General features: G+C 71.7%; 19 protein-coding genes. 14 read left to right on the forward strand and 5 right to left on the reverse strand.

Annotation, left to right across the window (positions count from 1 at the left end; translation table 11 throughout):
* Positions 1-15: 15 nt before the first annotated feature.
* Positions 16-984, reverse strand: coding sequence for an NAD(P)H-dependent oxidoreductase subunit E (locus HNR68_RS26805; RefSeq protein ID WP_246331040.1), 969 nt, complete (start codon positions 982-984; stop codon positions 16-18).
* Between the two features lie 13 nt (positions 985-997).
* A complete protein-coding gene (locus tag HNR68_RS13305) occupies positions 998-1828 on the reverse strand; it encodes a universal stress protein (RefSeq protein ID WP_179720917.1) in 831 nt (276 codons plus the stop codon).
* Positions 1829-2009: 181 nt separating this feature from the next.
* Between HNR68_RS13305 and HNR68_RS13310 the strand changes: the two genes are divergently transcribed.
* The 5 genes from HNR68_RS13310 (at position 2010) to HNR68_RS13330 (ending at position 9064) form a co-directional block, all read left to right on the forward strand.
* On the forward strand, positions 2010-4661 hold the full coding sequence (locus HNR68_RS13310) for an acetate--CoA ligase family protein (RefSeq protein WP_343050119.1): 2652 nt from the start codon (positions 2010-2012) through the stop codon (positions 4659-4661).
* A gap of 184 nt (positions 4662-4845) precedes the next feature.
* Complete coding sequence (locus HNR68_RS13315; RefSeq protein ID WP_179720919.1) at positions 4846-5730, forward strand: universal stress protein; 885 nt, start codon at positions 4846-4848, stop codon at positions 5728-5730.
* Positions 5731-5807: 77 nt separating this feature from the next.
* Entirely contained in the window at positions 5808-7136 is a 1329-nt protein-coding gene (locus HNR68_RS13320) for a nicotinate phosphoribosyltransferase (RefSeq protein ID WP_179720921.1), read from the forward strand.
* Between the two features lie 85 nt (positions 7137-7221).
* Entirely contained in the window at positions 7222-7794 is a 573-nt protein-coding gene (locus HNR68_RS13325) for a hypothetical protein (protein ID WP_179720923.1), read from the forward strand.
* Positions 7795-8110: 316 nt separating this feature from the next.
* Positions 8111-9064, forward strand: coding sequence for a manganese catalase family protein (locus HNR68_RS13330; protein ID WP_179720925.1), 954 nt, complete (start codon positions 8111-8113; stop codon positions 9062-9064).
* A 69-nt stretch (positions 9065-9133) separates the two neighbouring features.
* Here the strand turns inward: HNR68_RS13330 and HNR68_RS13335 are convergent, their stop codons facing one another.
* From HNR68_RS13335 to HNR68_RS13345, 3 genes are all read right to left on the reverse strand, one after another.
* Positions 9134-9541 (reverse strand): SRPBCC family protein, encoded by a 408-nt coding sequence (locus HNR68_RS13335; protein WP_179720927.1) that lies wholly within the window; start codon positions 9539-9541, stop codon positions 9134-9136.
* Positions 9542-9749: 208 nt separating this feature from the next.
* Positions 9750-10211: an SRPBCC family protein gene (locus HNR68_RS13340; RefSeq protein ID WP_179720929.1), complete on the reverse strand. Its 462-nt coding sequence runs from the start codon at positions 10209-10211 to the stop codon at positions 9750-9752.
* A 320-nt stretch (positions 10212-10531) separates the two neighbouring features.
* Positions 10532-11167 carry a PadR family transcriptional regulator gene (locus tag HNR68_RS13345; RefSeq protein WP_343050121.1) on the reverse strand — a complete coding sequence of 212 codons (636 nt, stop codon included), beginning with the start codon at positions 11165-11167 and terminating at the stop codon, positions 10532-10534.
* A 106-nt stretch (positions 11168-11273) separates the two neighbouring features.
* Here HNR68_RS13345 and HNR68_RS13350 point away from each other — a divergent pair, with 106 nt between their 5' ends.
* The 9 genes from HNR68_RS13350 (at position 11274) to HNR68_RS13390 (ending at position 23786) form a co-directional block, all read left to right on the forward strand.
* A complete protein-coding gene (locus tag HNR68_RS13350) occupies positions 11274-12842 on the forward strand; it encodes a class I adenylate-forming enzyme family protein (protein WP_179720931.1) in 1569 nt (522 codons plus the stop codon).
* Between the two features lie 10 nt (positions 12843-12852).
* Complete coding sequence (locus tag HNR68_RS13355) at positions 12853-15297, forward strand: xanthine dehydrogenase family protein molybdopterin-binding subunit (protein WP_179720933.1); 2445 nt, start codon at positions 12853-12855, stop codon at positions 15295-15297.
* A 4-nt stretch (positions 15298-15301) separates the two neighbouring features.
* The gene (locus HNR68_RS13360; protein WP_179720935.1) at positions 15302-16081 is read left to right on the forward strand and encodes an enoyl-CoA hydratase/isomerase family protein; all 780 of its coding nucleotides are present in this window, start codon (positions 15302-15304) and stop codon (positions 16079-16081) included.
* Between the two features lie 8 nt (positions 16082-16089).
* On the forward strand, positions 16090-16977 hold the full coding sequence (locus tag HNR68_RS13365; protein ID WP_179720937.1) for an FAD binding domain-containing protein: 888 nt from the start codon (positions 16090-16092) through the stop codon (positions 16975-16977).
* Entirely contained in the window at positions 16974-18197 is a 1224-nt protein-coding gene (locus tag HNR68_RS13370; protein WP_179720939.1) for a xanthine dehydrogenase family Fe-S subunit, read from the forward strand. Before HNR68_RS13365 ends, HNR68_RS13370 begins: the two co-directional genes overlap by 4 nt.
* Positions 18198-18606: 409 nt before the next feature.
* On the forward strand, positions 18607-19947 hold the full coding sequence (locus tag HNR68_RS13375; RefSeq protein ID WP_343050122.1) for an MFS transporter: 1341 nt from the start codon (positions 18607-18609) through the stop codon (positions 19945-19947).
* 198 nt (positions 19948-20145) lie between these two features.
* Positions 20146-21420 carry a CaiB/BaiF CoA transferase family protein gene (locus tag HNR68_RS13380; protein ID WP_343050123.1) on the forward strand — a complete coding sequence of 425 codons (1275 nt, stop codon included), beginning with the start codon at positions 20146-20148 and terminating at the stop codon, positions 21418-21420.
* Between the two features lie 48 nt (positions 21421-21468).
* Positions 21469-22599 (forward strand): acyl-CoA dehydrogenase family protein, encoded by a 1131-nt coding sequence (locus HNR68_RS13385; RefSeq protein WP_179720941.1) that lies wholly within the window; start codon positions 21469-21471, stop codon positions 22597-22599.
* Positions 22596-23786: a CaiB/BaiF CoA transferase family protein gene (locus HNR68_RS13390; protein WP_179720943.1), complete on the forward strand. Its 1191-nt coding sequence runs from the start codon at positions 22596-22598 to the stop codon at positions 23784-23786. The genes HNR68_RS13385 and HNR68_RS13390 overlap by 4 nt, the downstream gene beginning before the upstream one ends.
* The last annotated feature ends 43 nt before the right edge of the window (positions 23787-23829 follow it).

Genomic DNA, 23829 nt, shown 5'->3' on the forward strand with positions numbered 1-23829 from the left:
CAGCAGCGCGGTCTCCTACCCGGCGACGTAGGAACCCGCGCCCTGCACGACGTCGACGTCGAAGTCGACCGCCGACCCGTGCACCCCAAGCCCCAGGTGTCCCGCGGCGCGGGCGGCCTCCACCGCGGCGCCCATCGTCGCGGCAGCCGCCGGGTACTCGGAGCGGACGAACACCACACCGCGGCTCGCGCCGGTCGCGAACCCGGCGAGCGCCAGGCCTTCCAGCACGCGCTCGGGGTCGCGCTCCATGAGCAGCCGGTCGCAGTAGGAGCCGGGATCGCCCTCGTCGCCGTTGGCCACCACGAACCTCGGCGCCGGACCGGTCGCGGCGGCCCGCCACTTGGCCGCCACCGGGAACTCCGCACCACCTCGGCCGCGCAGCCCGGCGACCGCCACCTCGGCGCGGACCTCGGTGGCGGAGCCGGTGCGGACGACCTGCGGCCACACCTGCCACGGTCGGTCCGCTCCGGTCAGCCCCGCGAGCACCACGGCCTGCCGGGAGGCCACGTGGAAGGGGATCGCGGGAGCCGGGGCCGGCCCGGGACCGCAGTGCAGGTGGTCGGCGAAGCCGGGGCCGGTGACCGGGGTGTGCCCGTCCAGCGCGGTCGGTGCGGCGTAGCAGTACCCGAGGCAGTGCGCCTCGGCCAACGACACCGAACCGTCGGCGCTGGTGCGTCCGGACGGCACGCCCAGCGCGGCCTCCGCCAGCGGAACGGCGTGGCCCCCGGCCGAGACGAAGCACGAGGTGCCTGAGCAGACCCGCACGTGCCGGGTCCCGCGCGGCGCGCCGAGGTCGGCGTAGTACCCGGCCGCGCCCGTCACCGCGGCCACCGGCCGCCCGAACTCCTCGGCGATGGCGTGCAGGTCGTGCCGGTCGATCCGGCCGTGTCGCGCCGCCGCGTCCTGCAGCCGCTCCAGGACGGCGGTCTCGTCGTGCCCGAACCGACGTGCCCACTCGACGAACGCGTCCCGCACCACGCACATCCCCGCCACGCGGTCAGCTCGGTACCACCGCGACCGGGCACGGCGGGTGGTGCAGGACCCCGCGGGCGACCGAGCCCACCAGCAAGCCCGTGAACCCGCCCAGTCCGCGGTGCCCGACCACGAGCAGCTGCGCGTCCTGACCGGCCTCGCGCAGCGCCTCCACCGGCGGGACGTTCGACACCACCTGGCGCACCGGGACGCTGGGGTGCTCGCGGCTCGGGGCCGCCACCTGGTCGGCGAGCCCCTGCTCGGCCTGGGCGATGAGCTCGTCGCGGTCGGGGTGGTCGTAGGGGCCGGGGATGAAGTAGGCGTTCGGCAGCGCCTGCAGCGCCACCAGCTCAGTGCCCAGCTCCTCGGCCGCGGTGAAGGCGAACCACAGCGCCGGCGCGCACCCCGGCGAGCCGGCGACCCCGACGACGACGGGCCCCGCCGTCGGCAGCGGCGCAGCCGGCACGACCACGACGGGCGAGGACGCGTGCGTGGCGACCGCCGCGCTGGTGGACCCCAGCAGGACCTCCCGGAACGCACCTTGCCCGCGGGAACCGACCACCACCAGCCGGGCGGAGGCCGACAGGCGCACCAGTTCCTCGGCGGGGTGCCCGGTGCTGACCTCTTCGGTGATCTCCAGCTGGTCCGACACCTGCCGGCAGGTGTCGCTGACGTCGCGCACCACCGCCTTGGCGTGCGGCTCGCGCTCCGGGTCGTTGGTGACCAGGACCAAGCGGAGCGGAGCCGACGAGCGGAGCGCTTCCGTCGCCGCCCACGACGCCGCGCGCACCGACGACTCCGAACCGTCCACCCCGACGACGACGGCCTGCTGCGAACGCCCCTGCGGTGCGGCCATGGTGACGATGCTGTCGACTGCGCTGCTCCCGCCGACAGGGCCGATGGGCCCTGGTTCGCCCCGCCGCGCCGGGTGTCCGCTCACGGATGTGCGGTACTCGCTCGGCAGGGGAGCCGGTCCGGGGTCGACGCGCACGGGGAGCCGTCCGGACGGGCCAGGAGCGGAACCGGCCGTCCGCGCGGTGCTCACCGACGGCAGCGTGGTGACCGTCCGCGCGGTGGGGCCGCGCGACCTCGGCGAGCTCGAACGCCTGCACAGCGCGCTCTCCGCCGAGGACCGCTACCTGCGGTTCTTCGGCGCTGCCTCGGACACGTCCGTCGAACGCTTCCTGCGACGCCTGGTCGAACCCGGTGGTGCCGCGGTGCTGGCCCTGGGCGCGTTCGCCGGGGAGCGCCTGGTCGGGGTGGGCCACTTCGAGGTGGTGGTCCCCGACGTGGCCGAGGTGGCGTTCCTGGTGGAGCACGCCCGGCACGCCCGCGGCGTGGCGACCCTGCTCCTGGAGCACCTCGCCGCCGCGGCCCGCCGGCGCGGGGTGCGGGCCTTCGTGGCTGAGGTGCTGGCCGAGAACGCCGCGATGCTGCGCGTGTTCCGCGACAGCGGGCTGCCGTACGAGGCCCGCCTGGACGGCCCCTCGTACCAGGTGAAGCTCTCGCTCGACGCGGGAGAGCCCTACTACGCCGAGGTGAGCGACCGGGAGCGGGTCGCCGACACCGCCAGTCTGCGCCGGGTGCTCTGCCCGTCCTCGGTCGCCGTGGTCGGGGCGAGCCACCGGGTCTCAGCGGTGGGGCACGCCGTGCTGCGCAACCTCGTCGAAGGCGGGTTCACCGGGACCGTGCACGCGGTGAACCGCCGTGGCGGCGAGGTCTGCGGCCTGCCCGCGTCCCGTTCGGTGGCCGACCTCCCCAGCGCGCCGGACCTGGCGGTGCTGTGCGTGCCCGCCGAGCAGGTGCCCGGGGTGGCGGAGGACTGCGGACGCCTCGGTGTGCGGGGACTGCTGGTGATCAGCGCCGGGATCACCGGTCGTCCCGCGATCACCGACGGGCTCGTCGGTGCGGTCCGCCGGTGGGGGATGCGGCTGGTCGGGCCGAACTCCCTCGGCGTGGCCAACTCCGACCCCGGGGTGCGCCTGGACGCGACCTTCAGCGCCGCCGGCCACCCCGCCGGCGAGGTCGGCTTGGCCACGCAGTCCGGTGGCGTCGCGATCGCGGTGCTGGAACGACTCGCCCCGCTGGGGCTCGGCACCTCCACCATGGTCTCCACCGGCGACAAGTACGACGTGTCCGGCAACGACATGCTGCTGTGGTGGGAACGCGACGACCGCACGCGCATCGGCGTGCTGTACCTGGAGTCGTTCGGCAACCCGCGCAAGTTCGCCTGGCTGGCGCGGCGGTTCTGCCGGCGCAAGCCGCTGGTCGTGCTGCGCAGCGGAGCCAGCCCGGTCGCGCAGCAGGCCGCGTTGTCGCACACCGCGGCGGCCGTGACCCCGAGCAGCACCCGCGAAGCGCTGCTGCGGCAGACCGGTGCGATCGGCGTCGACGACCTCGACGAGCTCGTGGCCGTGCTCGCCTCGCTCAGCTGGCAGGCACTGCCTGACGGCCCGCGCGTGGCGGTGGTCAGCAACGCCGGAGGCCTCGGCGTGCTCACCGCCGACGCGTGCGCCCGAGCGGGGCTGGAGTTCGCGGCGCTGGACCGGTCGGCCGCCGAGCTCACCACGCTGCTGCCGGACCAGGCGAGCGCGCGGAACCCGGTCGACACCACCGCGGCGGTCGACGCCGGGACCTTCGGCCGCGCCGTGGAGGTCGTGCTGCACGACCCCGCGGTCGACGCGGTCATCGTGCCGCTGCTGCGGACGGCGGTCGGCGACCCGCTCCCGGGGCTGGTCGAGGCCGTGACCCGCGCCCGCGCGGCCGGGTGCGCCACGCCCGTGCTCGCGGTGCGGGCCGGGCAGCAGGAGTCGGTGACCTCCCTCGCCGTCGGCGAGCACCGGATCCCGGTGTTCACCGACGCCTCGCTCGCCGCTCGTGCGCTGGCCGACGTCACCACCCACGCCCGCTGGCTGGCCCGCCCGCAGGGCGTGGTGCCCGACCTCGCGCACGTCGACGTCCCCGCGGCACGGGAGCTGGTCGACGCCGCGCTGACCCAGCTGCCCAGCGGGGGCGGGTGGCTCGACCCCCGCCAGGTGCAGGACCTCCTCGCCGCGTTCGGCCTCCCGGTCGTGCCGTCGACGGTGTGCACCAGCGAGGAGGACGCGCTCGCGGCGTTCCGCGCGGTCAGCGGGAGCGCCGCGCTCAAGGTCCGGGCCGACGGTGTCCTGCACAAGGCACGCGCCGGGGGAGTCGTGCTCGGGATCGCGACGGTCGCCGAGCTCCGCGCGGCCTGGGCACGGCTGGCGGCCGAGTTCGGCGCCAGGTTCCGCGGTGCCGTGCTGCAGCCCGTGGTCGAACCGGGACGGGAGTTGCTGGTCGGGGTGTACCGCGAGGCCGCCTTCGGTCCGGTGGTCGTCCTCGGCCTGGGCGGCACCGATGCGGAGCTGATCGCCGACCGCAGCCGACGGCTCGTGCCGCTGACCGACCGGGACGCCCACGACATGCTCCACGAGCTGCGGGCCGCGCCCCACCTCGTCGGCCCGCACGCCGACCGACCGGTGGACGCCGACGCCGTGGTCGACGTGCTCCTGCGGGCCGCGCGGATGGCCGAGCTGCTGCCGGGCGTGGTGGAGATGGACCTGAACCCGGTGATCGTCACGGACCGGGGCGCGCAGGTCCCGGACGCCCGCGTCCGCGTGGAGCCGCGCGAACCCGACGACCCGTTGATCCGCCGGCTCCGCCTGTGACCTGGGCCGTGACCATCGTCCCTACCCGGGGCGCGGAGGCTGCGCGATGGTCGGATCGCGACCAGCGCAGTGGCGGCGGGTGCCTCGCCTGCGACGAGCCGGCTGGTCCGTGCGGGGGAGCCGTGACCCCGACCGAGGTGTCGCGGCTCCAGCGGTTCGGGCACGCGACGGAGGTGCGACGCCCGTGACAGCTGCGAGGACGAGACCGGTCGTCGTGGGCATCGACGGCTCGTCGGCCGCGCTGGCGGCCACCCGGTGGGCGGCCGCCGAGGCCCAGCGGCGCGGCACGCGGTTGCGCGTGGTGTTCGCCAACGTCTTCGCCCTGGTCTACATCCCGGACCTGCCGACCGTCCCGCTGCCGGAGAGCTCCGCCCGGGCCATGGAGCGCCAGGGCGAGCAGTGGCTGCGGCGCGCGCACGAGGAGGCGACCGCCGTGGCTCCGGACCTGGAGGTCGTCACCTACTCGCACAAGGCCGGGGCCCTCGCCACGCTCGTCGAGGAGTCCCGGCGCGCGCAGCTCGCCGTCGTCGGCAGCAGCGGGCTCGGCGCCTTCACCGGGCTGTTCGTGGGGTCGGTCGCGGTCGGGTTGTGCGCGCAGGGGCACTGCCCGGTCGCGGTGGTGCGCCCGCTGCCGACCGACGACCCCGGCGCCCCGGTCGTCGTGGGGGTGGACGACGCCCCGAGCACCGAGCGGGTGCTGGAGATCGCGTTCGAGGAAGCGTGGATGCGCGGTGTCGCGCTCGAAGCCGTGCACGCCTGGCACCTCATCGGCACCACCGGAGCGTGGCGGAGCTTCCACCGCAGCGGACAGGGCGCCGCGGTGCAGGACGAGGAGGAACGCGTCCTGGCCGAGACCATCGCGGTGTGGAGCGAGAAGTACCCCGCTGTCGAGGTGCGCCGGATCGTCGTGCAGGACAAGCCGGCGCGGGCGCTGCTCGACCGCGCGCAGCACGCCCAGCTGGTGGTCGTCGGGTCCCGCGGACGGGGCCCCGCCACGGGACTGCTGCTGGGATCGACGAGCCAGCAACTGGTGCACCGAGCCCCGTGCCCGCTCATCGTGGCGCGGTGAGGTGACGGCGGTGGTCGGCGCATCGGAACGGCGCACCGGCGAGTGGTGCCGCCGTTGAACCGGAACGGGGGCACGACATGACGGGTCTGCGCACCGACCTGTACGAGATCAGGATGGCGGCCAGCTACCTGCGGCGGGGCATGACCGCACCGGCGACCTTCAGCCTCTTCGCGCGAAAGCTGCCGCGCGACCGGGGTTTCCTCGTCTCCGCGGGCCTCGCGGACTGCTTGCGCTTCCTGGCGGACCTGCGGTTCACCCCCGACGAGCTCACCTACCTCGCGGACGAGGTGCACCTGCCCGACGAGGACCTGGCAGCCCTGGAGGCGCTGCGCTTCACCGGGGACGTGTGGGCCGTGCCCGAGGGCAGGGTGGTGTTCGCCGACGAGCCGTTCCTGGAGGTGACGGCGCCGCTGCCGCAGGCGCAGCTGGTGGAGACGGCGTTGCTGAACCACGTCACGTTCCAGTCGGTGGTGGCGTCCAAGGCCGCGCGGTGCCGGCTCGCCGCGCCGCACGCGGGACTGGTCGACTTCGCCGCCCGCCGCACGCACGGCCTGGAAGCCGCCAGGGCGGTCGCCCGCGCCGCGGTCATCGCCGGGTTCGGCGGCACCAGCTACGTGGCCGCCGCGCGCGAGTTCGGCGTCCCGGCCGTCGGCACGATGGCGCACTCCTACGTCGAAGCGTTCCCCGACGAGCGCGCCGCGTTCCGCGCGTTCGCCGAGGACTTCCCGGACGCCACGGTGTTCTTGGTGGACACCTACGACACGCTGCACGGTGTCCGCACGGCGATCGAGGTCGCCCAGGACCTGCCCGCCGACCGCATCGGGGTCAGGCTGGACTCCGGGAACCTCGGCGAGCTGGCGCGCGCGACCCGCCGCCTGCTGGACGACGCCGGGTTGTCCGGGGCACGGATCGTGGCCAGCGGGGGCCTCGACGAGCACGCGCTCGCCGACCTCGCCTCCGCGCCGATCGACGTCTTCGGGGTGGGCACCCGCATGGGAGTGTCCTCGGACGCCCCGTCGATGGACAGCGCCTACAAGCTGGTCGAGTACGACGGGAACCCGGTGATGAAGCTGTCGGTGGGAAAGCTGACCGCCCCCGGCGCCAAGCAGGTCCACCGCGGTGCGCCCGGGCGACCCGATCTCCTCAGCCTGCGTGACGAGGGGACTCCAGCGGATCGGGAACCGCTGCTGCGACCCGTGATGCGGGGTGGGGTGCGGCTGGCCGACCCCGAGCCGCTGTCGGCCGCGCAGCGGCGGTGCGAACAGGACCTGCGGTGGCTTCCCGAGCAGGCCCGCGCGCTGACGGGTCCGACACCGCTCGACGTGGTCTGGTCCGCGGAGCTGACCGAGCTGACGGAGGCGTTGCACCGGTCGATCGCGGCCCGGAACGACCTGGCACACGCCTAGTCGCGGCGGGAGGGACTGCTGTGACGCGTGCTGTGCCCAGCACGAGCGTGGTGTGGTGCCCCGCCGCGGGCGGGTACTCGCGGGCATGGGGAAGAGCAAGAAGGACTACGAGCGCGACTACACCGATCCGCAGTTGCGGGAGCGGCTGAAGGAGGAGGTGAAGGCCTCCGACAAGGGCGGTGCGCCCGGCCAGTGGTCGGCCCGCAAGAGCCAGCTGCTCACGCAGGAGTACGAGAAGCACGGGGGCGGCTACCGGAACCCGCCGGAGCAGCGGACCCGCGAGCAGCGCAACCTCGAGGAGTGGACCGAGCAGGACTGGCAGACCGAGTCGGGGTCCGCTGAAGCCCGCCACGACGGCGAGACCGAGCGGTACCTGCCGAAGAGCGCCTGGGAGGAGCTGTCGCCGCAGGAGCGTCGCGAGACGCAGCGGCGCAAGCGGAGCGAGTCCCGCAAGGGCGAGCAGCGGTCGGCGAACCCGCCGGCGGCCAAGGCCGCGCGCAAGGTCGCCGAGCTCGACGCGCTCTCCGCCAAGGAGGCGGTGAAGCGCGCTCGCGACCTGTCCCCGCGCGAAGCGGAGCAGGCCCTGCAGCACGAACGCGACCACAAGGCCCGCAAGACGGTCCTGGACCAGCTGGACAAGGCCGTCCACCGCGGGTGAACCGCGCGGGCCACCGGGGCTTGCCGCCCACCGGTCCGGTGTGGACACCACGGCGTGCGGAGTCGGCGATCGCGGCTGGTCCTGCGGAATCGCGCTCGCTGTCGCAGCCTGGAGTCCTGACCGCCTTGCCACGGCACACTGCGCGCAGGGTCACGGCAGTGTCGGTGCCGTGGACGGTCAGTCCGAGGAGGACGTGCCGGATCCACGCGGCGCGTCCTCTGATCGACGATGTCGAGAATCCTCGCTGATGAGCGAGTGAACCGGTTGGTCGACGCGGTGTCGAGTGCGCGCCGCACGATGGTGAGGGGGCCGAACCATGTTCTTCCACGTGCAACGGATGATCAACGAGATCGTGCCGGACGAGCCCGACCCCGGCGCGGCGAACGCGCTGCAAGAAGGTCTGGGCGGGCAGTTCGGCGAGATGCGCACGATGATGCAGTACCTGTTCCAGAGCTTCAACTTCCGCGGCAAGGCCGCGAAGCCCTTCCGGGACCTGCTGCACGGCGTCGGGACGGAGGAGATCAGCCACGTCGAGCTGATCGCCACCACGATCGCGCGCCTCACCGACGGGTCGCCGCGCTACCAAGGATCCCCGACCGAGCTCGACGAACCCGCCGCGGGCGGGGAGACGCCGCTGAAGAACGCCCTGTCGCAGGGCAACATCCACCACTTCCTCGTCGGCGCGCAGGGCGCCCTGCCGGTCGACGCCGTCGCGAACCCGTGGATGGGGTCCTACGTGTACAACAGCGGCAACCTGGTGCTGGACCTGCTGTACAACCTGATGCTCGAGTCGACCGGGCGGCTGCAGAAGTGCCGGATCTACGAGATGAGCTCGAACAAGACGCTGCGGTCCACGGTGGCCTACTTGATCGTGCGGGACCACGCGCACGAGAACGCCTACGCCAAGGCCCTCGAGTCCCTCGGCGTCGACTGGGGCAAGGTCCTGCCGATCCCCAAGACCAGGGCGGAGCGGTACCCCGAGGTCAAGACCTTGCTCGAGCAGGGGCTGGAGAACAAGCAGTACACCTTCAGCCTCGACCACCTGTCCGAGGCCGGGAAGATCTTCCGCGAGGCGTCACCGTCGGACGACGACAAGACGCTGAGCACCGCACAGGCGCCGGAGGGCGTGCCGATCGAGATCGCCGACCCACGGCCGGAGGAGTTCGCGCCGGGTCTGGACCCGGCGCTGCTGGAGCAGGTGCAGGCCGTCGCGGAGCGGGAACTCGCCGAGGCCGACGAGCCGTGGCGCTACGGCCCCACCCAGCAGTGACGCCGTCGACTCCGGAGCAGGAGATGCCCGGCGGGAGTGCCCCGCCGGGTACCGCCTGTCGCGGCCGGGTCACCCGGCGGGTTCGGTGCTGCTGCCCTCGACCTGTTGCTTGATGTTGGCCAGTGTCCGCTCCAGTCCCGCGCGGATCGCGGGACCGTCCGCGCGTTCGGTGTGCAGCGTGACGGTGACCGTGGCGCCCTCGTCGCCGGCGTCGGTCACCTGCAGCTCGCCGTGGTAGCCGTTCGGGCCTTCCGAACGCCAGCGCATGGTGCGGGTCTCCGGATCGGTGTGGAACCAGGCGTGGCCCTCGCGGCGTTGCCCCTCGACTTCCGCGACGACGTCGACCTCTTCTCCACCCATGTCCTCCGCCGAGTCCATCGAGTCGAAGTAGCGGGGGAGGTTGCCCACGTCGGCGAGGTAGCGGAACAGCGTGTCCGCGTCACAACGCAGTGTCGTCCAGTGCTCGTAGTCTCCCATGGCCCCCTTGTACTCCGTCACCACGCGACCCGCACTCCGGGAACTCCCAGCGGATCCCTTCCGTGCTCAGTGGACAGACGAGCTCCGCGCAGTGAGGCGCAAACGGCCCAGCACCGCCTGGTGCGCACCAGGGGTGCTGGGCTTACGCCGTCGTCCCGACCGGTCGCCTTCCGGCAACGGGTCGGACCGTTGCGAGGTCGGTGCGACCTCAGCGCGTCGATGACTCGGGGTTCTCCATCAGCTCCTTGAACTTGTCGAGCGCCCGTTCGACCTTCTGCTGCGGGTCGGCGAACAGCGTCGCCACCGCGTCGACCACCGCCCCGCCCGGCGGCTCGTACTGCAAGCTGACCTCGACACCGGTCGTGTCGCCGTGGTCGTCGAAGCGGACGGCTCCGGCGGTGGCCACGGTGTTCGACTTCCCGGTGTCCTGTTCGACCGACTTCCAGGCCACCTTGCGGCCTGGCTCGTCCTCGACGATCCGCGCGTCCCACTCGACGCTCTTGCCGGCGGGGCCGGTGACGACCCAGTGGGTCATGTCGGCTTCGCCGCTGCGCGGCTCAACCTTCTGCACGTCGGGGAAGATCATCGGCATGTGCGTCAGCGGCCGCCACCAGTCGTAGCACCGCTGAGCAGGGGCCTGGATCTCCAGGTAGTGCGCTACTGAACCCATGGAACCTCTCTCCGTCGCCTTCCGGTGCCCCTGCACTACCCACCCGAGCCCGGAACCACACGTCGGCGAGGACCAGCCGCGGGCGGCGAGGCGCCTGGGCGACCTCGTGAGCGCGGGCATGTGATGACGCCAGGACCTCGAGCTGGTCCGCGCCTGCGCTGGAGGGTGACTACGGCGCCGTGCCGCGGTCTGGCGGGTCAGCACCACTGGAAAGCGCGGATCAGCGGGGCCGCAGGCCGATTTCACAGTGTGCGAGGTCGCGGTCAGCAGCCCGGAGGGAGCGATCGACGGCGGAGGGTGGCCCGGGAGGCGGGCACCGTTCAGGTGTCAGAACTCCGCGGTCGTTCCTCGGTTGAGAAGTTCGTCGGGCTGCTCGCGGGCGGAGCCGAACGGTCTGCGCGAGCGTGGTCCTCGAACTCGCCTCGCTCGGCGCGTTCGGCGAGCGAGGTCCAGAACCGCAGGGCCGCGTGCTCCATCTCCAGGCCGAGACCGAGCGTGACCATGCGCCGTGAGATGGCCGAGTCGTGGCCGAAGCGTTCCTGCATCTGCTCGTACTCGGCGATGCGGGCCTGGTGCTGCTTGATCTGGTCGTGCGCGAGCCGCTTGATGTCGTCGGGGTCGGCGAGCTCGTTGAAGAAGAGCTTGATCTCGGCGATGTCGCGCAGCTCGAAGTGCTGCTCCGTGGGTTCGGCCAGCCACGAGCGCAGGGCCGAGAGACCGGTGTCGGTGATCGTGTAGGTGCGGCGGCGACGGCCGTCGTCCTCCTCCTCGACCTCGAGCAGTCCCAGCTGGGCGAGCCGCTTGGGCTCGGAGTAGAGCTGGGCGTGCGGGAAGTGCCAGAAGTAGCCCACCGAGTGTCCGATGGCCCGTTTGAGGTCGTACGAGGTCGAGGGCCCGCGCATCGCGATCATCCCCAGCACGACGTACGAGGTCGTGGAAAGCCGAACCGTTGACACGCTCTGGATCCTACCGTACGTTACCAACCGTCTGTTTCAGACGATGTGGAACGGATGATTCGATCCGGACCTGTGTCGCACCGCTGATGTTGCGAGAGGACTTGGGATGGACCTCGGGACAGTGCTGAGCTGGACCGCCGAGCGGTACCCCGCCCGACGCGCGGTGGGTGGCGAGCTGTCGATGACCTACGCGGAGTGGGACGCGCACACCAACCGGCTGGCTCGGGCCTTGGCCGCGCTCGGTGTCGGGCACGGGGACAGGGTCGTGTTCCTGCTCGCCGGTGGCGAACCGATGGCCTCGCTGCACCTGGCTGCGCAGAAGCTCGGCGCCGTCTCGGTTCCGCTCTCCTTCCGCTTCGGTGTCGACGAGCTCGCCTACTGCTTGTCCGACGCGGCACCGACGTTGCTGGTGACCGATGAGTCCACGGTCGAGGCGGCGTGCCAGGCGCTCGAACGCACCGAGCCCGTGCCGCACGCGCACGTCGGTGACGGCGTCCCGCCCGGCGGCGCAGCGCTGCTGGACCTCGCCGCCGACCAGACCGAGAACGCCCTCGACGTGCAGGTCCGCGATTCCGACACGAGCGTCATGCTCTACACGTCCGGCACCACGGGGAAGCCCAAGGGCGTTCCGCGCACGCACAGCGCCGAGTTCCACGCCTCCCTCGCGCACCTGCACCAGAGCCGGTCGGCTCCGTTCGAGACGACCCTCGGCGTGATGCCCATGTTCCACACGATGGGACTGCGCACGCTGCTGTCGAGCGTGGTCAGCGCCGGCACGTGGGTCCCGCAGGTCCGGTTCGACGCTGAGCGGTCGTTGGAGCTGATCACCCGAGAGCGCGTCTCGGCACTGTACCTGGTGCCCACGATCTACTGGAGCCTGCTGGGCACGGGGCGGCTGGGGGAGACCGGTGTCCGCAAGCTCGCCTACGCAGGCGCCGCGATGACCCCCGCGCTGGCGGAAGCGCTCGTCGACGCGCTCGAACCCGAGGTGTTCGTCAACCACTTCGGCAGCACCGAGATCTACACCTTCACCGTCGGGCCGGACGTCGCGGCGAAACCGGGCTGCGCCGGACGTCCCGGCGTGTTCACCCGGGTCCGCCTGGTCGACCCGCACCCGCAAGCCGGCCCGGACGCGCTCGTCGGTGCTGGTGAGCAGGGCCAGATCGCGATCTCGATGGAATCGCCGGAAGCGTTCTCCGGGTACTGGAACCGGCCCGACGCCGACGCGAAGTCCATCCGCGACGGCTGGTACTTCCCGGGCGATCTCGCCGTCGCGGACGAGGACGGAGACCTGTGGGTGTCCGGACGCGTCGACGACATGATCAACTCGGGCGGCGAGAACATCTACCCCGACGAGATCGAGAACGCGCTGATCCGCTGCCCGGAGGTCGCCGACGTCGTGGTCGTCGGGATGCCGGACGACCGTTGGGGGCAGGCCGTCACCGCGTTCTTCGTCCCCGCGGTGGGGCGCACCCCGGACACTGCGGCCGCCGCGCTGAGCGAGTACATCCGCTCCGGCTCCGGACTGCCGCGGCTCAAGCGGCCCAAGAGAGTGGTCGCGGTCGCCGAGATCCCCAAGTCCGCGGTGGGCAAGATCCTGCGCCGCGAACTCGTCGACGGGCGGTTCAGCCCGCTGGCGGAGCTGTCCCCTGCTTCGACCGGATCGCGAAAGTGAGCACACCTCGATGACCCCTGCACGCACCACGGCACGCATCGAAGACCCCGCCCTGCTGACCGGGCGCGGCCGGTTCCTCGACGACCTCGACCCGCTGCCCGGCACGTTGACCGCGGCGGTCGTGCGCAGCCCGCACCCGCACGCCCGCATCCGGGGCGTCGACCTCACCCGAGCCCGATCGCACCCCGGCGTGGCGGCGGTGATCGGTCCCGACGAGGTCCTCGCGGAGTTGAACCCGTTCCCGCTGTCGCTGAAGACGCCCATGCCGTACTACCCGACGGCGACCGACCGGGTGCGCTTCGTCGGTGAACCCGTGGCGGTCGTGGTCGCCGCCGACCGCTACGCCGCCGAGGACGCCGCAGAGCTGGTCTCCGTGGACTACGAGCCGCTGCCGCCGGTGGTCGACGTCGACGCCGCGCTGCGTCCCGACGCGCCGCGGCTCCACGACGACGCCGACAGCAACGTCGCCAGCGACCGCACGTTCCAGTTCGGTCCCGTGGACGAGTCGTTCGCCGCAGCGGACCACGTGGTCTGCGGTGAGTACCGGTTCCCGCGCTACTCGTCGACTCCGATGGAGTGCTACTCGGTGATCGCCGACTGGCAGGACGAGGTCGACGGTCCCGCGATCACCGCCTGGGCGAACTTCCACGGCCCGTTCTCCATGGTGCCGGTGATCGCGGGCGCGCTGGGAGTGCCGACCTCACGGGTACGGCTGGTGGTCCCGGCCGACATCGGCGGCAGCTTCGGCATCAAGGCGGGGATCTACCCCTACGTGGTGCTGATGGCGCTGGCGAGCAAGCACGCTGGCCGGCCGGTGCGCTGGACCGAGGACCGCAGCGAGCACCTGCTGGCCAGTTCAGCGGGCTCGGACCGGGCGATGCGCTTCGAAGCCGCCGTCACCGCAGACGGCAAGGTCCAGGCCCTGCGGGCGGACCTCGTCGACAACGTCGGCGCCTACCTGCGTCCGCCGGAACCGAGCACGCTCTACCGCTGCTTCGGCAACATCACCGGCGCCTACGACATCCAAGCCGTGCAGATCCGCTCGCGCGCGGTGGTGACCAACAAGACCCCGACCGGGCTCAACCGCGGCTTCGGCGGCCAGCAGCTCTACTTCGGACTGGAGCGGCTGATGGACAAGATCGCCGCGACCTGCGGGATCGACGTCGCGGAGGTCCGCCAGCGCAACTTCGTGCCGCCCGAGGCGTTCCCGTACCGGACGGCGACGGGCGGCATCTACGACTCGGGTGACTACCCGCAGGCCCTGGCCCTGGCGCTGAAGAACGCTGACTACCCGGCGCTGCGGGAGCGCCAACGGGAAGCGCGCGAGCGCGGTGAGCACTTCGGCATCGGACTGGCCACCATCGTCGACCCGTCGGCGACCAACATCGGCTACGTGGGACTGGCCACCCCGGCCGAGGAGCGTCCACCGGGGCGCGGCAAGTCCGGTTCCACCGAGCACGTCCGGGTCAGCGTCGACGTCAACGGGACGGTCTCGGTGCTGCTGGGCACCGTCCCCCAGGGCCAGGGGCACGCCACGGTCGCCCAGCAGGTCGTGGCGGAGCGGCTCGGACTGCCGCTGGAGAAGGTCAGGCCGGTGGTGGAGATGGACACGGCCACCACTCCGTGGACGATCAGCTCCGGGAGCTACTCGTCGCGGTTCGCCCCGCTGCTGACCAGCGCGCTGGTCGAGGCGTGCGACCGGCTCGCCCACACGTTGCGGACGGCGGCCGGGTCGATGCTCGGGCTGGAGCCGGAGGAGCTGGAGCTCGTCGACGGGCGGATCCGACACCGCGAGGACCACTCGAGGGCGGTGGAGTTCCGCCACGCCGCGGGTGTGGTGCACTGGGACCCCGGATCGTTGCCGGACGGGACCTCGGCCCGGCTGTACGAAGAGGCGGCCTTCACCCCGCCGCAGGCCAAGGCCGCGAGCCGGGACGACCAGATCAACTCGAGCCTGTGCTACGGCTTCGTCGCCGAGCTCGTGGTCTGCCGGATCGACCCGCAGACCTACGAGGTCGACCTGGAGCTGGTGTCCACGGTCCACGACGCCGGCACCATCCTGAACCCCGTCCTGCTGGAGGGGCAGGTCCACGGTGCCCTGGCGCACGCCATCGGCGGTGCGCTGTACGAGGAGATGCGCTACTCCGACAACGGGCAGCCCACCTCCGCGACCTTCATGGACTACTTGTGCCCCACCACCGCAGAGGTCGGCTACGAGCTGCGCAGCGACCACCTGGAAACGCCCTCGCCGCTGACCCGCCTCGGCGCCAAGGGCTGTGGCGAGGGCAGCTGCATGAGCCTGCCGGTGGCCATCGCCAACGCGGTCGCCGACGCCCTCGGGCCGTCCGGCGTCGACATCACCACGCTGCCGATCCACGGCGACGTGATCCACCGCCTGCTCACCGCGGCGACGACGGAGACCGCGGTGCTCGAAGGAACAGAAGGGGAGAACTGACGACATGGCGCTCACCGGAGGCGAGATCAAGTTGGACCGCGGCCACGACGGCCGGGTCGCCTACCTGACGCTGGACCACGGCAAGTACAACATCATCACCTGGGAGACCCGGCAGGTCATGGCCGACCGGTTCGCCGAGATCGACGCCGACGACGACATCCAGGTCGTGGTCATCCGGGGCGAAGGCGAGCACTTCTCCTCCGGTGGCGACATCGCCGGCTTCATGGAGGTCGAGCCGATCGACTTCACCGACCTCGGCCACAACGTGACCGCGCCCGCGCGCAGTCCCAAGGTCGTCGTCACCGCCGTCGACGGCTACTGCTTCGGCGTCGGTTTCGAACTCGCGCTGGCCTCGGACATCCGCGTGGCGACCGAGCGCAGCGAGTTCGCGCTGCCGGAGATGAACCTCGGCATGATCCCGGGTTCCGGCGGCACGCAGCGCCTCGCCCGGCTCATCGGGCTCTCCCGTGCCAAGTACCACGTGCTGACCGCGTCCCGGATCAACGCTGCCGCCGCCAAGGACTGGGGGTTGGTCGCCGACCTGGCCGCGGACCGAGCGGAGCTCGACGAGAAGGTCGAGCGGCTCGTGACCAAGTTGCTCGGGTTCTCCCCGCTGGCCGCGCGCACCGCCAAGGAGGTCCTCGACCGCGGTGTCGACGCTCCGCTGTACAGCGGGATCGAGCTGGAGCGCAAGGCCTACGCGATGCTGCGGTCCAGCAAGGACTTCGCCGAAGGCGTGGCCGCGTTCACCGAGAAGCGCGCCCCGAAGTTCCAGGGGCGGTGAGGGGCTAGATGAAGGCCGCACCTTTCGCGTACGCGCGCCCCGCGGCGTTGTCCGACGCCGTTGCCGAACTCGTCAACGCCGACGGAGGCGGCAAGGTCATCGCCGGCGGGCAGTCCCTGGTGCCGGTGCTGGCCATGCGGCTGGCGCGGCCGACCACCCTGGTGGACATCAACGCGGTCACCGGGCTCGACGCGCTGCGGGCGGTCGGCGACCGGCTCGAGGTCGGCGCTACCGTCCGCCAGCGTCGAGTTGAGCACGCGCTGGAGTCCGCTCAGGTGCCGCTGCTGCGGCTCGCGCTGCCCTGGGTGGGGCACCGCGAACTGCGCAGCCGCGGCACGGTGTGTGGGAGCCTGGCGCACGCCGATCCGGCCGCCGAGCTGCCGGCAGTCGCCTGCTGCCTGGACGCCGAGCTGAGACTGGCGGGTCCCGACGGGGAACGCACCGTGCGAGCTCGGGAGTTCTACGCCGGGGCGATGACGACCGCGCTGCGCCCGGAGGACGTCCTGGTCGCGGTCTCGTTCCCCGTAGCCGGGCCGCGCGAGGGCTTCGGGTTCGCCGAGATCGCGCGCCGGCACGGTGACTTCGCGTTGGCCGGAGTCGCGGCACACGTCCGCGCCGACGACGCCGGCGACGTGTCCGCCGCGACGATGACGGCCTTCGGTGTCTCCGACCGGCCCGTCACCCGGGACGTGACCGGTCTGGTCCGCGCGACCGGTGGCGACCGGTCCGAGCTGGTCGGTGCGCTCGACGACGTGGTGCGCGAGCTCGTCGACACCGACGGTGACGCGCACGCGTCGAACGGCTACCGGCGGCGCCTCCTGCGCGCGCTGGCAGCCCGGGAAGTGGCCAAGGCGCACCGCCGCGCGGTGCGCGGCACAGCGGAGGTGGGAGCATGACGAGCATCGAAGAGCCCGTGCAGAAGGGCCTTCGGCCGGTGCGGGCGGAAGCCGACGACACCGTCGAGGTGAGGTTCACGGTCAACGGCACACCCGTGGTGCTGGACCTTCCCGCTCGTGTCACGCTGGCGGACGCCCTGCGCGACCACTTGGGGCTGACCGGGACCCACGTCGGGTGCGAACACGGGGTCTGCGGCATGTGCACCGTGCTGGTCGACGGCGAAGCCGCCCGCGCTTGCCTGCTGTTCGCCTGCCAGCTCGACGGCGCGGAGGTCGTCACCGTCGAGGGGCTCGGGCGTCCGGACGACCTGCACCCGCTGCAGGAGTCCTTCGGCCGGAACCACGCCCTCCAGTGCGGTTTCTGCACCCCGGGTTTCCTGCTGAGCGCCTACGACCTGCTGAACAACGAGCCCGAGGTCACCGACGAGGAGCTCCCGGCGGAACTGTCCGGCGTGATCTGCCGCTGCACCGGGTACCGGAACATCCTGACCGCCGTTTCCGAGACCCGCGCCGCGTACCCCGAGGGGATCCCGGAACCGGGCAACTGCGCGCGGCGGACGTTGGTCGGCCGCTCCGGTGGACGGTCGGCGACGGTCGCCGAGGAGCACGCAGAACCGTCGGACGAACCCGCCAGGACCGTGGAGATCGTGCTCCCGGAGGGAGAGCCGACGATCGCGGTGCAGGTGGACACCGCCCTGGACGTGCCGTTCGACGAGGTGTGGCGCGTGCTCGCCGACGTGCACGTGCTGGCGGGATGCCTCCCCGGCGCGGAACTCACCGAGGAGCTCGGCGAGCAGCTCTACGCCGGACGAGCGCAGGTGGCGGTCGGGCCCATCAAGCTCTCGTTCCACGGGATCGCCCGGGTGCTCGAGCAGGACCGGGAGACCGGGACGATCCGCGTGCTCGCGGAGGGGCAGGACACCGGAGGGGCGAGGACCCAGGCCGACATCACGCTGCGTGCGAGTGCGACCGCTGCGGGGACGGACCTCCGCGCCGACGCGGCCGTGTACCTGACCGGCCGGATCGCCCAGTTCGGCCGTGCGTTGGCCGGCGACATCAGCCGGCGCATGTTCGAGCAGTTCGCCGAGTCGGTCCGCCAGGTCGCCACCACCGGGGAAGCACCGCAGCAGTCCCACGCCGCTCCGAGCGCGTTCCGCATGGTGGTCGCCACCTTGGTGGACCGGATCAAGCGCATCGGCCGTCGCCGAGGTGGGGAGTGAGGGAGGTCCCCTCCACTGGCCGACCCGGTGGCGCACCGGGCGGCGCGGACCGTTGACACCAGGCACGGTCCTCGTGCACCCGGGGCGACCTGCTCGGCCCGCTCGGAACCCACCGACGATTCGGCCGTGCTCGCGACGATGTCCCGCGTGACCGCGGTCAGCTCCGATGAGGACAGGTTCGTCTTCGGCGAGGACGAGTGGGGTCGGCGTCAGCCAATCCCGGGGTTGTTTCGCGTCGTGGTGTCGGGGAGTCGCCGAAGAACCATCGAACATAGTCTACTTTGGACGGAGTTGTCGGGGTTCGATCCGGCGCTCGGAGTGACCTCCGTCCCGCTCCGCACACTGCCCCGTGTCCAGGCCGTCGCCTGGACACGCGACACACCAGACAGACCTCGTTGAGGAGGCGGACGTGTCCACGACGAACACCGGACTGTCCAGAAGAGCCATGCTGTACGCGAGCTTCGCCTCAGTAGCGGGATGGGCGTTCGACCTGTTCGACCTGTTCATCCTGCTCTACGTCGCCGGCACCGTCGGCGACCTGATCTTCCCGGTGGCGAGCCCGACCTTGAGCCTCGCGGCGGTGTACGCCTCGTTCGCCGTGAGCGTGCTGCTCCGTCCGGCCGGAGCCGCGATCTTCGGTGCGATCGCCGATCGGAGCGGGCGCAAGCGGACGATGGTCATCGTGCTGGCCGGCGTGGGCACGTCCACCGCCGCGATGGGAGCCGTGCCGACCTACGCCGTGGCCGGCATCGCCGCTCCGTTGCTGTTCCTGGCCTTGCGGTTGGTGCAAGGCGTGTTCGTCGGTGGTGTCGTCGCGGCGACGCACACGCTGGGCACCGAGAGCGTCGGGCAGCGGTGGCGAGGCCTGATGTCCGGGCTGATCGGTAGTGGCGGAGCGGGCATCGGTGCTGCCCTGGCCAGCGGCGTCTTCATCGTGGTCAGCGAGGTCTTCCCGGGCGAGCAGTTCGACGTCTGGGGATGGCGGGTCATGTTCTTCACCGGGCTCGGGGCGGCGTTGATCAGTTTCCTCGTGCTCCGCGGTGTCGAGGAATCGCCGCTGTGGCGGGCACAGCGGACGAGCCGCGGGCCGAAGACGCGCTTCGTCGACCTGGTTCGCAACGGCAGGGGAGGGTTGTTCGTGCTGAACTTGGTGCTGGTTTCAGGCGCCGGTTCGCAGTACTACCTGACCTCCGGTTTCCTCCCGACGTTGCTTGGCGAGGTCAGCGGTGTCGCCCAGAGCGCCCAGGGCGTGATCCTGCTGGTCTCGAGTCTGGGAGTGGTCGTCGCCGCGATCACGGCGGGAGAGCTCAGCGAGCACTTCGGACGCCGACGCACGATGCTGGTGATCGGCGCGTTCAACCTCGTCGCTCTGCCTTCGCTGGTGTGGTTGATCACGAGCACCGATCCGACGAACACGGCCTTGATCATGTTCTCCGCGTCGGCCCTGGCCTTCTTCGCCAACGCTGCCTACGCTCCGGTCCTGGTGTTCCTCAACGAGCGCTATCCGACGGCGCTGCGGGGACGGGGGACCGCGATCTGCTGGAACCTCGGCTTCATGGTCGGCGGCCTGATGCCGAGTCTCGTCAACCTCGCCAGTCCGGAGCTGGCTGACGTGCCCGGTCGGCTCATGGTGTCCCTCTTCGCGGTGGTCCTGGTCTTCGTCGTCGCGGGAGCGCTGAGCCCGGAGACACGTGGCGCGATGGACGTCGAGGAGACCGATCGGCGAGCGGCGCAGCCCGTGGGTGACTGAGGACCGCCCTCGTCTCCGGCGGCGGTGGTCTCGGGCGCAGCCGGACCGGGTCGGGAGGCGGTCTGTCCACCCCGAGGACGCCCAGACCCGGTGCAGGGCACGCCCTTGACCTCCTCCTCCGGTGCTCGCGAAAACCCGCTCTCAGAAGGGGAATCTCTCCGAAGAGGCAAGCATCGATCGCCGATCGGCCATCTCCAGGTGGAGGTACCGACGCCGCTGGAGACCGGGCGAGCATGGGTGCACGCGGACCACCGCAACCTCGACGAGGAGGACGGAATTGCTCTGCTCGCCATGCTCATCCCACCACACGCGCCGGTCGACCGGAGGTGCCCGGTGACCGGCAAGACGGGACCGCTGGCCGGGATCCGGGTGCTGGACATGACCCGGCTCGCCCCCGGCCCCTACGGCAGCATGCTGCTGGCCGACCTCGGGGCCGAGGTGATCGTGATCGGCGGCGGTCGCTCCGGCCTGCCGGTCCCCGCGCTCTCCCGCGGGAAGGAGTTCATCACCCTCGACCTCAAGACGGACGAGGGGCGCGCGGCGCTGCACCGCCTGGTCGCCGAGTCGGACGTGTTCATGGAAGGGTTCCGGCCCGGTGTCGCTGACCGGATCGGCGCGGGCTACGCCGAACTCAGCGAGATCAACCGGCGGCTGGTCTACTGCAGCGTCACCGGCTACGGGCAGACGGGTCCGTTGGCCGGCCGAGCTGGTCACGACATCAACTACCTGGCGATCGGGGGTGCGCTGGGTACCTTCGGCCCGGCGGACGGCCCGCCGGTGCCGCCGCTGAACCTGGTCGCCGACTTCGCCGGCGGCGGCCTGCTCGCGGCCTTCGGCATCGTCGGTGCCCTCTACGAGCGGGAACGCTCCGGGCACGGGCAGTACCTCGACGCGGCGATGGTCGACGGCGTGCTGTCCATGATGGGCATGAACTTCGTGGACTGGGGAGGGAGATCGCTGCCCCGCCGCGGGGAAGGAGTGCTCGCCGGGTCGATGCCGGCCTACCGCTGCTACGCCTGCGCCGACGGCGGGTACGTGGCGGTCGGCGCGCTGGAGGACGCGTTCTTCGCCAACCTCTGGAAGGCGCTGGACTTGGGAGAGGTGCCGAACCACCTCGACCCGACGAACTGGGACGTGATCACCGAACGGCTCGAGACGTCGTTCCGCAACCGCACGCGCGCCGAGTGGACCGAGTTCTTCGCTGAGGTCGACGCCTGCGTGACACCGGTGCTGGCACCGCACGAACTCGCCGGTTCCGACCAGATCGCGCACCGTCACCCGGGCTTCCGAGCCGACTCGGTGCCCGCAGTGCCGGTGTACTCCCGCACCGCGGCGAGGCCGGGTGAGACGGACACCGAGGACGTCACCGAACGGGTGCTGGGGCGATTCGGCATTCCGCCTGAGGACGCCCGTAAGGCGGCCGGCTCGGCCGGCGGCGGTGCCGTGAAGGGGCTGCGCTGGCCACCTGTCTGACGAGGGCCGCACGTGCCGACGACGACACTTCGAGGAGCGCGAGAGCAGATGGACACCGAACACCAAGACTTCCGTGACAGCGTGCGAAAGCTGGCCGCCGACCAGATCGCACCGCACGCCGCCGCTGTGGACGACGAGGAACGCTTCCCCGTGGAGGCGTGGCAGGCGCTGCGGGAGGCCGAACTGCCCGGCCTCCCCTACGACGAGGAGCTCGGAGGATCCGGTGGCGACCTGCTGTCCCAGGTGATCGCCGTGGAGGAGGTCGCCGCGGCATGTGCCAGCTCCGCGCTGGTCCTGCTGGTCAACTGGGCAGGTACCTCCACCGTGGTCAGCCACGGATCCGACGACCTGCGCGCGGAGGTGGTGCCTGGGGTGGCGTCCGGCGAGGCGGGCGCAGCCTGGTGCATGACCGAGCCGACTGTCGGTTCCGACCTGTCCGGCATCAAGACCGTCGCCCGGCAGGACGGGAGCGACTGGGTGCTCACCGGGCAGAAGCGGTTCATCAGCAACGCTCCTTGGGCGGACTGGTACGCAGTGCTCGCCCGCACCGGTGAGCAGGACTTCGGGGTGTTCATGGTGCACCGCGACGACCCCGGGGTGTCCTTCGGTCCGCACGAGAAGAAGATGGGCATGCGCGGCAGCCCCACCGCCGACGTCGTCCTCGAGGACACGCGGATCCCTGCGCGTCGCGTGGTCGACGACCCCAAGCAGGGCTACCGCTACATCAACGCCGAGCTCAACGTCAGCCGCGCCCTGATCGCCGCGCAGGCGCTGGGCATCGCGCGGGGGGCCTTCGACCAGGCGTTGGCCTACACCGCCGAGCGTGAGCAGTTCGGCCAGTCGCTGTCCCGCTTCCAGATGGTGCGCGGCATGGTCGCCGACATGGCCGTGAGGATCGAGTCCGCCCGTGCGCTGCTCTACGACGCGGTGGCGCTGATCGAGGTCGGCGACCCGCGCGCTCGGTCCCGTGTCTCCATGGCGAAGTTGCTGTGCAGCGACAACGCGATGTCGGTGACCACCGACGCGCTGCAGCTGCACGGCGGTTACGGGTTCACCCGTGAGTACCCGGTGGAACGGATGATGCGCGACGTCAAGATCACCCAGATCTACGAGGGCACCAACCAGATCCAGCGGTTGGTCATCGCCAAGGACGCCTACGCGAGGCAGGTGCGCTCATGACCCGGGCACAGGCGCTCGCCGGGATCCGTGTCCTGGACCTGGGCGAGATCATGCAGGCCCCGCTCGCGGCCCAGGTGCTCGGGGACTTCGGCGCCGAGGTGATCAAGGTCGAGCGGGGTGTCAACGGTGACATGATGCGGTCGCTGGACCGGCGCGCGGTCGAGGAGGGCGAACCGTGCTCCTACTTCGTGGCGGTCAACCGGAACAAGCGCAGCGTCGGGCTGAACCTGAAGACCCGCGAGGGCATGGCGGCGCTGCACAGGTTGCTCGAGCGGACCGACGTGCTCGTGCACAGCTACCGGCCCGCGGCCGTGCGGCGTCTCGGACTGACCTACGAAGAGCTGTCCGAACGGTACCCGAAGCTGGTCTACGCCTCCGCCTCCGGCTTCGGGGAGACGGGGCCGTACGCGCACAAGGCCGGTCAGGACATGCTGGCCCAGTCACTGAGCGGGATGGCCCGCACGGTCGGTGACCCGAACCTGGCCGCGCACATCATGCCGGTGCCGGTGGTCGACTACGCCTCCGGCATGGCGCTGGCGCAGGGGATCCTCGCCGCCCTGCTGGAGCGGGAACGGTCCGGGTGCGGGCAGAAGGTGAGCGTGAACCTGCTGGACACCGCGCTCGCCCTGCAGACCCTGGAGTGCTCCTCCGTGCTCATGAACGGGCGGACCACGAACTGGGTGACCGACTGGTACAGCGGGGTCTTCGAGACCAAGGACGGCATGGTCACCGTGCTGGGCCTGTTCCGGGAGAACGCGCTGCGCCTGCTGTGCGAGGCGCTCGAGGTGGACGACCTCAGCCGCCGGCCCGAGTTCGCCACTGCCGACCTGCAGGCCCGCAACAAGGAACGGGCCAACGAGGTTCTGCGGGACGTCGTCCGCGGACTCACCACCGAGGAGGCGATCGAGCGGTTCGACTCGGTGGACCTGCTCTCCGCTCCGCTGCTGACCCTCGACGAGGCACTGCATCACCCGCAGGTGCTGGAGAACGGGACGATCACCCGGGTCGAGGTCGGGGGCCGGGCCTCCACGCGGATCCTGGGCAACCCGGTGCGGCTCTCCTGCACCCCGGCCACGATCACCCGGGGCGTCGCGGACGTGGGCCAGCACACCGAACCGGTCCTGCGCGAGTTCGGCTTCACCGAGAGCGAGATCGACGCTCTTCGGCAGAGCGGGTCCCTCCGGTGAGCCCATCGACATGGCCGCGACGCGGCCGGAACAGGGAGACGAG

The sequence above is a fragment of the Saccharopolyspora hordei genome, assembly GCF_013410345.1.
GTDB lineage: Bacteria > Actinomycetota > Actinomycetes > Mycobacteriales > Pseudonocardiaceae > Saccharopolyspora > Saccharopolyspora hordei.